Below are 13421 nucleotides of genomic sequence, written 5' to 3'. Positions count from 1 at the left end.
TTCCCTACCGGGCGCGCCGCTCGTCCAGGCGCCGCGCCAGGTCTTCCAGGATCAGCTCGTACAGGCGATCGCCCAGCACCGCGTCCTCGACGCCCGGGTCGACGTTCGGGTTGTCGTTGACCTCGATCACCACCACCCGCTCGCCGGACTGTTTGATGTCCACGCCGTAGAAGCCGTCGCCGATCAGGTTGGCGGCGGCGAGTGCGGTTTTCACGACCTGCGGCGGGGCGTCTTCCACCGCCACGGTGCGGGCGTTGCCTTCGGTAACCTGCCCGTCCGCGCCGTGCTTGACGATCTGCCAGTGGTGCTTGGACATGAAGTACTGGCAGGCATATATCGGCTGGCGGTTCAGCACGCCGATGCGCCAGTCAAATTCCGTGTACACGAATTCCTGCAGCAGGATCAGGTCCGATTCGCGCAGCAGCTCGCGCGCGTACTGCTCCAGCTGCTCGCGGTTCTCGGCCTTGTGCACGCCGCGCGAGAAGGAACCGTCAGGAATCTTCACCACCGCCGGGTAGGTCACCGCGTCCAGCGCCAGGCCTTCGAGCTGGCCTTTCTGCAGCACGCGCGTGCGCGGCACCGGCACGCGATTGGCGCTGAGCAGCTCGTGCAGGTAGACCTTGTTGGTGCACTTGACGATCGAGTCCGGATCGTCGAGCACCGCCATGCCCTCGGCCTGCGCGCGCTTGGCGAAGCGGTAGGTGTGGTGGTCGATGGCCGTGGTCTCGCGGATGAACAGCGCGTCGTACTCGGCCAGCCGGCCGTAGTCCTTGCGCTCGATCAGGTCCACCGACAGGTCGAGCTTCTTGCCGGCGCGGATGAAGCGCTGCAGGCCGCGGGCGCTGGTCGGCGGGAGTTTCTCGGCCGGGTTGTGCAGGATGGCAATGTCGTAGCGGGCCGACTCGCGCACCCGCGGCGAGCGCCAGCGCCGGCTGACGTAGGCTTCGAAGCTGGCGACGAACAAGCCCTGCTGCTCGGCGGGGATGGCGCCAAGTGCCAGCGGCCGGATGGCGCTGATGCGCCACTTGCTGTCGTGCTCGAACTGCACCCGCAGCAGCGGGCACGGGAACAGCTCGAAGATTTCCTCGGCCAGGTCCTGCAGCGCCTCGTCGGCGCAGCGACCGAAGTAGATGTCCATCTCGAACTCGCTGCGACCGGCCTCGCGCGCGATGCGGCGCGACAGCGAGCGGTGCACCTGCGCGTCCAGATCCTCCGCACCCAGGCTGTAGATGGCCTTGGCCGACAGGTCGGTGATGGCGCGCATGGCCGGGATCACCCGGTGGCGGCGCGCCTCGGCCAGCAGCGAGCAGTAGTACCCCAGGCTCAGGTACCGGTAGCCACGGCACAGGTTCAGCACCCGCACGTCGCGCAGCTTCTGGTACTCGGGCGTCGCCAGGTAGTCCTGCACCGTGACCACCATGGCCGGCGGAAAGTGGGCCGGCCAGTCCCGGCGGTGTTCCACCACGATCAGATGAACCGACATCGGCGCCTCAGCCCGTGGCCACGGCCGGCACGCTGGCGGCTTTCGCGCGGCGGCGGATCACCAGCGCTGCGCGCTGGCCGGCCTTGCCGTAGCGGGCCATGCGCTGGAAGTCTTTCTTCAGGATGGGCATGTTGATGCAGTCCATGCGGGTCTTGCTGGCCTCGTCGTCGACGAAGGGGTCGTGCACGTACACGTAGCGGTCGTCGAAGCCTGTGACCACCAGCCAGTGCGGAAATTTTTCGTGATAGATGCGATACGAGCTGATCAGCACAATCGGGATGCCGCCGTGGGCGAATGCCGCCTGCAAGCGATCCAGACTGGCGGCGCCGCGGTGCAGCGGCACCGGCAGGGCGCGCAGCTGGTCCAGGAAGTCTTCCTGCACCAGGGTGATGACGGCTTTCTTGTCCGGGCTGCGCACGGAATCGACGAACAGCGCGCCCTCGTCGTTGACGAACACCTCGACGTCGAAACCGCGCTGCCAGGCGGCCAGCGCCATGCCGTACGGGCCGCAGCCGCCGTGGCCGGAGGTCATGAACACGGTGGTCGACTCGCGCCACAGGCGCAGTTCGAGCTTGCGGTCGGTGCGCAGGGTCGGCTGCAGGGCCTTCATCGCCATCATCAGCGCCGCCGGTCCGCAGGTGAAATCCAGCGTCTGCTGGTAATACGGCACCGGCACCAGGTCGGGCTTCAGGTGCGGCGCGACCTGTTTCTCGTAACGCAGCGCCTCGGCGTGGTCCTCGTAGTAATCCTCCACCACGTCGAAGCGGCGGTAGCCGTGGGCTTCGTACAGGCGGATTGCGGCCGCGTTGTCGGGGCGGACCTCAAGACGCAGCGTGACGCAGTCGCGCGCCAGCGCCGCCTGCTCGCAGGCTTCCAGCAGCCGATGGCCGAGCCCCCGGCCCTGGGCGGACGGATCGACGGCGAACGAATACAGGCGCCCCAGCGACGTGCCGGCGTTGCACAGCACCATGCCGTAGCCGCGGATCGCGCCGTGCTCGTCGGCGACCAGGGTTGCAGCGTGACCGCGCGTGAGCAGGTGGCGAAAGCTGCGCCGGCTCAGGCGATCGCTGTCGAAACAGCGCTCCTCGATGGCGAGCAGGGCATCCAGGTCGTCCAGCGTGGCGGGGCGGATCATCGGCAGGCGCATACCGCGGACAGGGTTGGCGCGCATTGTAAGGCGTGGCCCGGGGCTTGCCGGGCCGGGTTGCTAGAATGCCGCGCTGCTTTGCCGGAGACCTGCTGCCCATGACCTTGAATCGATGTGTGTTCGCGCTCGCGCTGGCCGTGCTGGTGAGCGGGCGATGCCTGGCCCTGGAGCCCGGACAGGAGCCCGCGCGCGTGCCGACGGTAGAGCCGGCGCAGGCGCTGCGCGCCCTGCAGCGCGAACACGAGGCCCTGGTGGCGCAGCAACCGGCCCTGCAGGAAGCGGCCGGCCAGGCCGCGACGCTGGCCAGCCAGAACCAGCAACTCGAACAGCAGGTCCAGTCCCTGCAGGCGCAGGTGGACGGGCTGCGCGACGAAGCGGCTGCCTTGCGGACCGATGACCGCCGCCGCTGGTTCGTGACCGGCGCCGCGGTGCTCGCGGCCGGGCTGTTGATCGGCCTCATCCTGCCGCTGCTGGGCGGCCGCAAGCGACGCGGCTACGGCGGCTTTCGCTAGCTCGGCCGGTCAGGCGCCCCGGATTGCGGCTCAGGCCGCCGGGCGTTGTCCACCGGCTGCGCTCCGCGGCCATCCGCAGCCGGCGCGCCCGGACCGGCGCCGCCCATGCCGTGGATGGCGCCGCGAATCTGCGGCAAGCGTCGCCTGAACCACAGCGCCGCCAGCATGCACAGCGCGCCACCGCCGGCCACCGTGCCGGGCGCGCCGATCACCTCGGCCAGGCTGCCGGCCAGCAGCGAGCCCAGCGGCGCCATGCCCATGAACATCATCGAATAAAGCGACATCACCCGCCCGCGCAGGGCATCGGGCACCATCATCTGCAGCAGCGTGTTGGAAGCCGCCATCTGCACCATCATGGCAAAGCCGGTCGGCACCAGCAGCACGCCGGACAGCCAGAAGTTGCGCGACAGCGAAAAGCCGACCAGGCCGAGCCCGAATCCGAACGCCGCCCACGGCACCCAGCCGCCAAGCCCGCGTGGGCTGCGCCGCGCCGCCAGAAGCAGTGCGCCGACCAATGCCCCGCCGCCGGCGCAGCTCATCAGAATGCCCAGCCCCTGCGGCCCGCCGTGCAGGATGCGGTCCGCGAACACCGGCATCAGCACCGCGTACGGCATGCCGGCCAGGCTGACCATGCCCAGCAGCAGAAGCAGGCTGCGGATCGGCAGATGGCCGCGCACGTAGCGTATGCCGTCCACGATGTGCTCCAGCATGGAGCCGGTATGAATCGGCTTTTCGGTCGGCGTGAGGCGCATCGCCAGCAGCGCCGCCAGCACTGTTGCGTAACTGACGCCGTTGAGCAGAAAACACCAGCCCTCGCCGGCCGCCGCCACCAGCACGCCCGCCACCGCCGGGCCGACCAGGCGCGCGGCATTGAAGGCCGAGGAATTCAGCGCAATGGCGTTTGGCAGATCCTCCCGGCCCACCAGCTGCACCGTAAACGCCTGGCGCGCCGGCAGATCGAAGCCGTTGACCACGCCCAGCAGCGAGGCCAGCGTGAACACATGCCAGACCTCGACCTGGCCGCTGAGCGTGAGCGCGGCAAGGCTCAGCGCCAGCACGGCCGACGCCACCTGCGTGCCGATCAGCAGCCGGTGGCGGCTGAAGCGGTCCGCCAACGCGCCGCCCAGGGGCGCGATCAGGAACACCGGAAACTGGCTGGCAAAGCCCGCCAGTCCCAGCAGTACCGCCGAATCGGTCAGCCGGTAGATCAGCCACGACTGCGCCACCATCTGAATCCAGGTGCCCGGCAGGGACAGCAGCTGGCCGAAAAAGAACAGCTTGAAGTTGCGGTGGCGCAGCGCCCGCAGCATCGAGGGTCGGCCTGACGCGGGCGGGTCGGAAATCACAGAGGCGGGATCAAGCGGCATGATCCGATTGTGCCCCGCCGTGCTGGCGGGCGTCGCGGCTCAGGCCGGCGGGCTGCTCACAACTGCCCGCGCTCGGCCAGCGACGTGGTCTGCCCGTCGCCCACGACGATGTGGTCCAGCACGCGCACGTCGACCAGTTCCAGGGCGGTTTTGAGGCGTCGCGTGAGGCTCAGGTCGGCGTCGCTGGGCTCGGCCACGCCGGACGGGTGGTTGTGGGCCAGGATCAGCGCCGCCGCGTTGTGGCGCAGCGCCGCGCGCACCACCTCGCGCGGGTAGACGCTGGCGGCGTTCACGGTGCCGCGAAACAGTTCCTCGAAGGCCAGCACGCGGTGGCGGTTGTCCAGGAACAGGCAGCCGAACACCTCCTGCGGGTGGTCGCGCAGCTGCATGGAAAGGTAATCGCGCGCTGCCTGCGGCGAGGCCAGCGCCTCGCCGCGGCGCAGCACTTCCTGCGCGTAACGGCGGCCCAGTTCCGCCACCGCCAGCAGCTGCGCGTACTTGGCGGCGCCCAGACCGCGCCGACCCAGCAGCGCGTGGCGATCGCCGGTCAGCAGGCCGCGCACGCCCCCGTGCTCGGCGAGCAGGTTGCGCGCCAGATCGACCGCCGATTCGCCGCGCACGCCGGTGCGAAGACAAATCGCCAGCAGTTCGGCGTCGCTCAGCGCCGCCGGGCCGTTGGCCAGCAGCCGCTCGCGCGGGCGCTCGTCGGGTTGCCAATCCACGATTGCCATGCGGGTCCTCCGGTAAAAGTAGCCGTCACAACGCGCTGCTAAACTGCTGCGCACAATCATGAACGCACTTGCCAATAAACACATCCTGCTGGGCGTGACCGGCGGCATCGCCGCTTACAAGGCGCCGGAGCTGGTGCGCCGCCTGCGCGACGCGGGGGCGCAGGTGCAGGTGGTGCTGACGGCCGCCGGCGGCGCCTTCATCACGCCACTGACGCTGCAGGCGGTCAGCGGCCAGCCGGTGCATCAGGAACTGCTCAGTGCCCAGGCCGAGTCCGGCATGGGCCACATCGAGCTGGCGCGCTGGGCGGACCTGATCCTGGTCGCCCCCTGCACGGCGGATTTCATGGCGCGTCTGGCGCACGGCCTGGCCGGCGATCTGCTGGGCGCCTGCTGCCTGGCGGCGCGGGTGCCGATCGCCATCGCGCCGGCCATGAATGCCGGCATGTGGGACAGCCCGGCCACGCAGCGCAATCTGCGCCAGATCATGGCCGACGGCGTTCAGGTGTGGGGTCCCGGCAGCGGCAGTCAGGCCTGCGGCGAGGTCGGCGCGGGACGCCTGCTGGAGCCGCTGGAGCTGGTTGACCGCGGCGCGGCGCTGCTGGGCGGTGAGTCAAACGCGGGCGCTCTGGCCGGGCGCAAGGTGCTGATGACGGCCGGGCCGACCTTCGAGGACCTGGACCCGGTGCGATACCTCGGCAACCGCAGTTCCGGGCGCATGGGCTACGCGGTGGCGCAGGCCGCCCGCGAGGCGGGGGCCGAGGTGCTGCTGATCAGCGGCCCGGTGGCGCTGGCGGACCCACCGGGCGTGACGGTGCAGCGGGTGCGCTCGGCGCTCGACATGCATCGCGCGGTGCTGGATGCGGTGGCCGGCATGGACGTGTTCATCGGTACCGCGGCGGTGGCCGATTACCGTCCGGCGCAGCCGGCCGGGCAGAAAATCAAGAAGACGCGCGAGTCGCTGACGGTCGAATTGGTGCGCAATCCGGACATCCTGGCCGAGGTGGCGGCGCGCGCCGACCGGCCGTTCACGGTCGGATTCGCGGCCGAGACCGACGATGTGCTCGGCTACGCGCGGCGCAAGCTGGAGGAAAAACGCCTCGATCTGATCGCCGCCAACACGGTCGGCGCCGGCCAGGGTTTCGAGGTGGACGACAACGCGCTGACGCTGCTGTGGCCGGGCGGGCAGCAGGAACTGCCGCGCGCCAGCAAGGCGGCGCTGGCACGCGATTTGATCAACGTGATTGCGCAGCGGCTGCATGCGCCGGGTTGAGATCAAGGTTTTGGATGCGCGTCTGGGCCGCGAATTCGCGTTGCCGCAGCACGCCACCGACGGTGCAGCGGGCCTCGACCTGCGGGCGTGTCTGGACGCGCCATTGACGCTGCTGCCCGGACAGACCGAGCTGATCCGCACCGGCTTTGCCATGCACATCGCCGATCCGGGCCTGGCCGCAGTGCTGCTGCCGCGCTCGGGTCTGGGGCACAAGCACGGCATCGTGCTCGGCAACCTGGTCGGGCTGATCGACAGCGACTACCAGGGCGAGGTGATGGTGTCGTGCTGGAACCGCGGCGCGGCGCCGTTCACGATCGAGCCGGGCGAGCGCATCGCGCAGCTGGTGCTGGTGCCGGTGGTGCGGGCCGAGTTTGCGGTGGTGGAAAGCTTCACGCCGTCGGCGCGCGGCGCCGGCGGTTTTGGCCATACCGGCCGCGATTGAGATTTGCCTTTCAACCCAATCTGATGAGAGCGCGATGAACGCAGTGAGCCTGCCACCCCTGGAAATCTTCCGCGCCTACGACATCCGCGGCGTGGTCGGCCAGAGCCTGACCGAGGTCGGCGTGTACCAGATCGGCCGCGCCATCGGCACGCTGGTGCGCCGCGCCGGCTGCCGCGAGGTGGTGGTCGGCCGCGACGGGCGCCTGTCAGGACCCGCGCTGTCCGATGCACTGGTGCGCGGCCTGGCAGCCACCGGCTGTGGCGTGATCGACGTTGGGATGGTGCCGACGCCGGTGGTCTATTTCGCCAGCCACGAATTCGACACCGGCTGCGGCGTGGCCGTCACCGGCAGCCACAACCCGCCCGATTACAACGGCCTGAAGATCGTCGTGGCCGGCAAGACCTTGTCCGGCGAGGACATCCTGGGCATCCGCGCGCTGATCGAGGCGGACGATCTTGAAAGCGGCTTCGGCCATGTGCGCGAGGCCGACGCGCTCACGCCGTACCGCGAGCGCATCCTGGGCGACGTGAAGCTGGCCCGCCGGCTGCGCGTGGGCGTGGACTGCGGCAACGGCGTGGCCGGTGCCAGCGCGCCGGCGCTGATTGAGGCGCTCGGCTGCGAGGTGGTGCCGCTGTTTGCGCAGGTCGACGGCAACTTCCCGAACCATCACCCGGACCCGACCAAGCCTGAGAACCTGCAGGACCTGATCGCCTGCGTGCGCGAAAAGGGTCTGGACCTTGGCGTGGCCTTCGACGGCGACGGCGACCGCCTGGGCGTGGTCACCGCCAGCGGGCGCATCGTGTTCGCCGACCGGCTGATGATCCTGTTTGCGCGCGACGTGCTCTCGCGTGTGCCGGGCGCCACCATCCTGTTCGACGTCAAATGCACGCGCCACCTGCCGCGTGCCATCGCTGCCGCCGGCGGCCAGCCGCTGATGTGGAAGACCGGCCACTCGCTGGTCAAGGCCAAGATGGCCGAGACCGGCGCCGCGCTGGCCGGCGAGATGAGCGGGCATATCTTCTTCAAGGAGCGCTGGTACGGCTTCGACGACGGCGTGTACGCCGCCTGCCGGCTGCTGGAGTACTTGAGCCGCCAGGCCGAGACGCCGGAGCAGATCTTCGCCGCCATCCCGGACTCGGCCAGCACGCCCGAGCTGCATTTGCACCTGCAGGAAGGCGAGCACTTTGCGCTGATGAAGACCCTGACCGCCGCGGCCGACTTCCCGGGCGCCGACGTGAGCACGCTCGACGGCATCCGCGCCGATTACCCGGACGGTTTTGGCCTGGTGCGGGCCTCCAACACCACGCCGGTGCTGGTGATGCGCTTCGAGGCCGACGACGAGGCGGCGCTGGAGCGCATCGAGGCGCAGTTCCGGGCGCTGTTCGGGCACGTGCGGCCTGATCTGACACTGCCATTCTGACCATGTCGAACTACATCATCTCCCCGTCCATCCTGTCGGCCGATTTCGCGCGCCTGGGCGCCGAAGTGGACGCGGTGCTGGCGGCCGGCGCGGACTGGATCCACGTCGACGTCATGGACAACCACTACGTCCCCAATCTGACCATCGGCCCGCTGGTGGTCGAGGCACTGCGCCGCCACGCGCCGCACGCGTTCCTGGACGTGCACCTGATGGTGCAGCCGGTCGATGCGCTGGTGCCGGCCTTCGCCGCCGCCGGCGCCAACCTGATCGGCTTTCACCCGGAGGCTTCCCGGCACGTCGACCGCACGCTGTCGCTGATCCGCGACCACGGCTGCCAGGCCGGGCTGGTGCTGAATCCCGCCACGCCGCTGTGTCATCTGGATCACGTCATGGACCGGCTGGACCTGATCCTGCTGATGTCGGTGAACCCGGGTTTCGGGGGACAGAGCTTCATCCCGTCCACGCTGCACAAGCTGGCGCAGGTGCGCACGCGGATAGCCGAGAGTGGGCGGGACATTCGTCTGCAGGTCGACGGCGGCATCAAGGTCGACAACATCGCGCAGGTGGCGCGGGCCGGCGCCGACACCTTCGTCGCCGGCTCGGCGGTGTTCAACTCGCCCGATTACGCGGCCACCATTGCCGCCATGCGCGCGGCGCTTGACGGCGCTGCCTGAGCGGCCAAGACTGCCGGCCTTTTTTGCCGCCCGCCGCCCGCGCCATGGATCACGCCCAATTTGCCGCCCTTGCCGCGCAAGGCTACGACCGCGTCCCGCTGACGCTGGAGACCTACGCCGACCTGGACACGCCGCTGTCGCTGTACTTGAAGCTGGCGAACGCACCGAACAGCTTTCTGCTGGAATCGGTGGTCGGCGGCGAGCGTTTCGGGCGCTATTCCTTCATTGGTCTGCCGGCGCGGCGCTTGCTGCGCAGCCGCGGTTTCGCGACCGAGGTGGTCCAGGATGGCGCCGTGATCGAGCGCGACGACGGCAATCCGCTCGATTTCGTCGAGCGCTACCAGCAGCGTCAGCGCGTGTACGTGCCGCCGGACATGCCGCGTTTCTGCGGCGGCCTGGCTGGCTATTTCGGCTACGACGCGGTGCGTTACATCGAGCCGCGGCTGGCCCGTTTCGACAAGCCGGACGAGATCGGCACGCCGGACCTGCTGCTGCTGGAGACGCAGGAACTGGCCGTGGTCGACAACCTGGCCGGCAAGATCTATTTGATCGTCTACGTCGATCCGGCCATGCCGGATGCCTACGCGGCGGGCATGGCGCGCCTGCGCACCCTGCTGGCCCGCCTGCGCAGCCCGCTGGCGCCGCCGGCCAGTCCGCCGGGCGCGGTCAGCGCGCCGGTACGCGGTTTCGCCAAGGCCGATTTCCTGGCCGCCGTGGCGCGCGCCAAGGACTACATCGCCGCCGGCGACCTGATGCAGGTGCAGGTCGGTCAGCGCATTCGCACGCCCTACGCGCAGTCGCCGCTGACGCTGTACCGGGCGCTGCGCTCGCTCAATCCCTCGCCCTACATGTACTTCTACGACTTTGGCGAGTTCCAGGTCGTTGGCGCTTCGCCGGAAATCCTGGTGCGCCAGGAGGCGACCGCTGCCGGCACGCGCGTCACCATCCGCCCGCTGGCCGGCACCCGCCCGCGCGGCGCCACGCCCGAGGAGGACCGTCGCCTCGCCGACGAGTTGCTGGCCGATCCGAAAGAACGCGCCGAGCACGTGATGCTGATCGACCTGGCGCGCAACGACATCGGCCGGATTGCGCAGGTCGGCAGCGTCGAGGTCACCGACGAGATGGTGATCGAGCGCTACTCGCACGTGATGCACATCGTGTCGAACGTGGAAGGCCTGCTGCGGCCGGGCACGGGCAACCTGGATGTGCTGCGGGCGAGCTTCCCGGCCGGCACGCTGACCGGCGCGCCCAAGGTGCGGGCGATGGAACTCATCGACGAGCTGGAGCCGGTCAAGCGCGGCATCTACGGCGGCGCCTGCGGCTACCTGAGCTATTCGGGCGACATGGACGTGGCGATCGCGATTCGTACCGGCATCGTCAAGGACGGCCAGCTGTACGTGCAGGCGGCGGCCGGCATCGTGGCCGACTCGGTGCCCGAGAGCGAATGGCAGGAAACCGAGAACAAGGCCCGCGCCCTGCTGCGGGCGGCCGAGATGGCGCAGGCCGGGCTGGACGCGGTGGCGTGACGGCGTTGGTCCGTGTTGGCGGCACCTCAGCCAACCTCACGCCTGCAAGGCGTTGGGTTCAAAAAGGGCCCCGTTCCAGGGCGGGTGCTTGGGCCAGGTCCGGTACGGGGCGACGCCGGAGTGGCAACCCGGAACCGATGGAGGAGGACACCGGTCCGCGGGCAAGGGGTACACCCACGTCCCGTGTATCGGCCGTGGTGGCGCCGGCCTTGAGCCTTGGCTAAAAATTCCGGTTTCGTGATGGCGGACGGGTCGATTTCCCCCGCGCCGCCATTGAGCGGAAAATACGCGCCCTTTGCGTTTGTGCCTCCACCGCCAGCGAGACCCCGCGCGCATGGTTTTCATGCTCGACAACTACGATTGAGCTCCACCGGATGCCACCGAGTTCCATGGTGCATACATAATGCGTTGATTTGCAATGGTTGAGAGTCTGGTGGGTTCTGTCACTTGCTAGACCAATCCACTGCCAAAGTGTATAACAATGTGAGTAACGAGTCCCCTGCAGGGCGTTATACACATGGCTCTCAATCTCCTCACCGTACGCAAGATCGAGACGGCGCAAGCCAAGCCCAAGGCCTACACGCTCAGGGATGGCGGCAGCCTGTTCCTGCGCATACAGCCCAATGGAAGCAAGCTCTGGTGGTATCGGTATCGCCTGGGCAACGCCGCGCAGGTCTACTCGATTGGTTCGTTTCCCAAGGTGACTCTGGAGGTTGCGCGACAGGAGCGAGATTGGGCGCGCAACCTGGTTCGCGAGGGGCGCGATCCTATCCTGGAGAAGCGGGTCAAGATCGCCAACCAAGTCGAGCGGAACGAGCACACTGTCGAGGAGGTTGCCCGCAGGTGGATGGCGAGCAACGCGCATTGGAGCGACTACTACGCCGGCCAGGTGAAGACCTATCTTGAGAAGGACGTGTTTCCCAAGCTCGGCAAGCTGCCGATCGGCGCGATCAAGGCGTCTCACCTGCGGCCCATCATCCAAGGGGTGGTTGACCGCGGCGCTCCTACGGTGGCGATCTTGATCCGGCAGTGGAGTGGTCAGCTCTTCGCATACGCATCGGGAGAGGGGTTTTGCGAAAACGACCCGACTGCATTGCTGAAGCAATCAGTGAAGCGCCCGAGGGTTCGGCACAACCCGCCGCTGTCGTGGCAGGACATCCCGAAGTTCTTGAACAGCGTGGATGATGCGGGCTACCGGACTACCGTGATCGCGCAGCGGCTGATGGCGCTGACGTTTGTCCGCACGGCCGAGCTGCGCAAGGCGTACTGGTCTGAGTTCGATCTGGATAATGCGATGTGGACGGTTCCCGAAGGGCGCATGAAGATGCGCCAGCCTCACATCGTTCCGCTCTCGAAGCAGGCGATCATGCTGCTGAAGGAGCTCCACACGCTGACTGGTGGTGGCAAGGTGCTGTTCCCCAGCTATCGAAAGCCGGGAGAAGTGATGTCCGCCACGACGCTCAACAAGGTGTTGGAGCGCATGGGCTACGGCGGCCAGTTCTCGTCGCACGGTTTCCGTTCGACAGCGACGACGCTGCTCGGATTGTTGAGCTATCCCGAGAATCGAGTCGACCTGCAACTGGCGCACTCGAAGCGGAAGAAGGATTCCTCACGCGCGCCGTATGACCACACGAAGTACATCGCGTCGCGGGCGATCATCATGCAGGACTGGGCTGACATCCTGGATGCACTGGCCCGCGGCGATTCGATGAGCGAGATCATGGAAGCCTTCGGCCCGCTGTCCAAGCGGCGCAGGGCACTGCTGAGAGTCATCGAGCGCGAGTGATGCCCGCGGGGTGTATTCAGGACAGCGAGCGCGCACGTCGAACGAATCTTGCCCGTGAGCCTGCCAGTGAGACATCAGGGCGAAGCAGATAGACCATCACGATGGTCGGTGCGCCGGCCAGCGGCCGCACGGCGATGCCTCGGCGCAGGTAGCCCGCCAGTCGCGCGGCAGGCGCAATGGCGATCCCGTACCCGGCGGCAACCAGCGTCATCGTCACCTCGAATGTCTCCACCGTTTGCTCTCGCTCGTGCAGCGCGTTCTCGAACACGCACTGTGCGGTCACGCGCCATGGTTCATCGGCCGTGGACCGCGAGCAGATCAAGGGCTGCTTGAGCACTTCCTGGCACGGCACTTCACGGTGGGCCAGCAGGTGGGAGCGCTTGGCCACGGCGACCGCCAGCGTGTCATGCCACAGCGGCTCGCATACCCAGCCAGGCCACTGCCGGACAGCCGCAGACAGGGTGAAGTCGAAGCCGTCGCCCGGCAGCTCCGCGCCTTGAACGGGAGCTGTCCATCCGGCCAGGACGGCGTGAGTCTGCGGCTCTTCGGCGCGCTGCAGGGCGAGCACGTCGGCGAGCTGGGGCGGCACCCATTCGCCCAGGACGGCCATGCGAATCTCGGCGGTGCTGTCACTCGATTCCACGTCGGGCTCCCTTCAGGCAGTGAATATGGTGGCACCTGAATCTCGAAGCCGCTGAATGAGTTAAGTTTAACGTGGTTTAAATCGTGACCGTGTTCGACGCTCTTGGCAATGCCAAAGCGTTCGATCCAAAGGGGCCGCCCCACCGGCAGTACCACCTACGAAGCGGAACCCGCCATCGCGTTTGGGACGGCCGTGCGGGAAGAAAGAACCAGCCAGGGCATCGCTCAGGAAACGCTGGCCCACCTGGCCGGCATCGAACGGTCGCACATGGGCAAGATCGAGCGCGGCGAGCATGTCCCCACGCTGCCGCTTATCCTCAAGATCGCCCGTGCGCTGAAATGCAGTTCCGCCCACTTGATGACGCTGACCGAAGCCAAGCTGGCAGAGTCGGCCCCATCCCCGGATTGAATCCGGCCTGCG

At 68.1% G+C, this 13421-nt stretch carries 13 protein-coding genes; 8 read left to right on the top strand and 5 right to left on the bottom strand.

Features of this window, described 5'->3' with window-relative positions:
- Positions 1–4 precede the first annotated feature (4 nt).
- Together PG2T_RS08075 and PG2T_RS08070 are read right to left on the bottom strand one after the other, a co-directional pair.
- Entirely contained in the window at positions 5–1483 is a 1479-nt protein-coding gene (locus tag PG2T_RS08075; protein WP_068804072.1) for a RimK family protein, read from the bottom strand.
- A gap of 7 nt (positions 1484–1490) precedes the next feature.
- Positions 1491–2618 (bottom strand): GNAT family N-acetyltransferase/peptidase C39 family protein, encoded by a 1128-nt coding sequence (locus tag PG2T_RS08070; RefSeq protein ID WP_068807976.1) that lies wholly within the window; start codon positions 2616–2618, stop codon positions 1491–1493.
- 110 nt (positions 2619–2728) lie between these two features.
- On the opposite strand from PG2T_RS08070, the gene PG2T_RS08065 reads away from it, so the two are divergent.
- Positions 2729–3142, top strand: a complete 414-nt coding sequence (locus PG2T_RS08065; protein WP_158513167.1) for a TIGR04211 family SH3 domain-containing protein — start codon at positions 2729–2731, stop codon at positions 3140–3142.
- On the opposite strand, the gene PG2T_RS08060 is transcribed toward PG2T_RS08065, so the two are convergent.
- Both PG2T_RS08060 and radC read right to left on the bottom strand, forming a co-directional pair.
- Positions 3139–4452, bottom strand: a complete 1314-nt coding sequence (locus PG2T_RS08060) for an MFS transporter (protein ID WP_068804067.1) — start codon at positions 4450–4452, stop codon at positions 3139–3141. The genes PG2T_RS08065 and PG2T_RS08060 overlap by 4 nt on opposite strands.
- Positions 4453–4565: 113 nt before the next feature.
- Positions 4566–5240: a RadC family protein gene (gene radC, locus PG2T_RS08055; RefSeq protein ID WP_068804066.1), complete on the bottom strand. Its 675-nt coding sequence runs from the start codon at positions 5238–5240 to the stop codon at positions 4566–4568.
- A gap of 58 nt (positions 5241–5298) precedes the next feature.
- Here radC and coaBC point away from each other — a divergent pair, with 58 nt between their 5' ends.
- The 6 genes from coaBC to PG2T_RS08025 all read left to right on the top strand — a co-directional run bounded on the left by coaBC (position 5299) and on the right by PG2T_RS08025 (position 12358).
- Positions 5299–6510, top strand: a complete 1212-nt coding sequence (gene coaBC, locus PG2T_RS08050; RefSeq protein WP_068804065.1) for a bifunctional phosphopantothenoylcysteine decarboxylase/phosphopantothenate--cysteine ligase CoaBC — start codon at positions 5299–5301, stop codon at positions 6508–6510.
- A complete protein-coding gene (gene dut / locus PG2T_RS08045) occupies positions 6497–6952 on the top strand; it encodes a dUTP diphosphatase (RefSeq protein ID WP_068804064.1) in 456 nt (151 codons plus the stop codon). Before coaBC ends, dut begins: the two co-directional genes overlap by 14 nt.
- Positions 6953–6986: 34 nt before the next feature.
- The gene (locus PG2T_RS08040) at positions 6987–8372 is read left to right on the top strand and encodes a phosphomannomutase/phosphoglucomutase (RefSeq protein ID WP_068804063.1); all 1386 of its coding nucleotides are present in this window, start codon (positions 6987–6989) and stop codon (positions 8370–8372) included.
- 2 nt (positions 8373–8374) lie between these two features.
- On the top strand, positions 8375–9046 hold the full coding sequence (gene rpe, locus PG2T_RS08035; protein ID WP_068804062.1) for a ribulose-phosphate 3-epimerase: 672 nt from the start codon (positions 8375–8377) through the stop codon (positions 9044–9046).
- A gap of 44 nt (positions 9047–9090) precedes the next feature.
- Positions 9091–10572, top strand: a complete 1482-nt coding sequence (gene trpE, locus PG2T_RS08030) for an anthranilate synthase component I (RefSeq protein WP_068804061.1) — start codon at positions 9091–9093, stop codon at positions 10570–10572.
- Positions 10573–11089: 517 nt separating this feature from the next.
- Positions 11090–12358: a tyrosine-type recombinase/integrase gene (locus tag PG2T_RS08025; protein ID WP_068804059.1), complete on the top strand. Its 1269-nt coding sequence runs from the start codon at positions 11090–11092 to the stop codon at positions 12356–12358.
- 16 nt (positions 12359–12374) lie between these two features.
- Here the strand turns inward: PG2T_RS08025 and PG2T_RS08020 are convergent, their stop codons facing one another.
- Positions 12375–13001, bottom strand: coding sequence for a LysR substrate-binding domain-containing protein (locus tag PG2T_RS08020; protein ID WP_068804057.1), 627 nt, complete (start codon positions 12999–13001; stop codon positions 12375–12377).
- A 108-nt stretch (positions 13002–13109) separates the two neighbouring features.
- Here PG2T_RS08020 and PG2T_RS08015 point away from each other — a divergent pair, with 108 nt between their 5' ends.
- On the top strand, positions 13110–13409 hold the full coding sequence (locus PG2T_RS08015) for a helix-turn-helix domain-containing protein (RefSeq protein WP_068804055.1): 300 nt from the start codon (positions 13110–13112) through the stop codon (positions 13407–13409).
- The last annotated feature ends 12 nt before the right edge of the window (positions 13410–13421 follow it).

It is taken from the genome of Immundisolibacter cernigliae (assembly GCF_001697225.1).
In the GTDB taxonomy this organism is placed as follows: domain Bacteria; phylum Pseudomonadota; class Gammaproteobacteria; order Immundisolibacterales; family Immundisolibacteraceae; genus Immundisolibacter; species Immundisolibacter cernigliae.
This window is presented reverse-complemented; position numbering and strand designations above follow the sequence as displayed.

Bases quoted from the DNA above. Each gene is read 5' to 3' on its own strand.
- dut (WP_068804064.1), top strand. From the start codon at position 6,497: ATGCGCCGGGTTGAGATCAAGGTTTTGGATGCGCGTCTGGGCCGCGAA.
- PG2T_RS08070 (WP_068807976.1), bottom strand. From the start codon at position 2,618: ATGATCCGCCCCGCCACGCTGGACGACCTGGATGCCCTGCTCGCCATC.
- PG2T_RS08015 (WP_068804055.1), top strand. From the start codon at position 13,110: ATGCCAAAGCGTTCGATCCAAAGGGGCCGCCCCACCGGCAGTACCACC.
- trpE (WP_068804061.1), top strand. From the start codon at position 9,091: ATGGATCACGCCCAATTTGCCGCCCTTGCCGCGCAAGGCTACGACCGC.
- coaBC (WP_068804065.1), top strand. From the start codon at position 5,299: ATGAACGCACTTGCCAATAAACACATCCTGCTGGGCGTGACCGGCGGC.
- radC (WP_068804066.1), bottom strand. From the start codon at position 5,240: ATGGCAATCGTGGATTGGCAACCCGACGAGCGCCCGCGCGAGCGGCTG.
- rpe (WP_068804062.1), top strand. From the start codon at position 8,375: ATGTCGAACTACATCATCTCCCCGTCCATCCTGTCGGCCGATTTCGCG.
- PG2T_RS08065 (WP_158513167.1), top strand. From the start codon at position 2,729: ATGACCTTGAATCGATGTGTGTTCGCGCTCGCGCTGGCCGTGCTGGTG.
- PG2T_RS08025 (WP_068804059.1), top strand. From the start codon at position 11,090: ATGGCTCTCAATCTCCTCACCGTACGCAAGATCGAGACGGCGCAAGCC.
- PG2T_RS08060 (WP_068804067.1), bottom strand. From the start codon at position 4,452: ATGCTGCGGGCGCTGCGCCACCGCAACTTCAAGCTGTTCTTTTTCGGC.
- PG2T_RS08075 (WP_068804072.1), bottom strand. From the start codon at position 1,483: ATGTCGGTTCATCTGATCGTGGTGGAACACCGCCGGGACTGGCCGGCC.
- PG2T_RS08040 (WP_068804063.1), top strand. From the start codon at position 6,987: ATGAACGCAGTGAGCCTGCCACCCCTGGAAATCTTCCGCGCCTACGAC.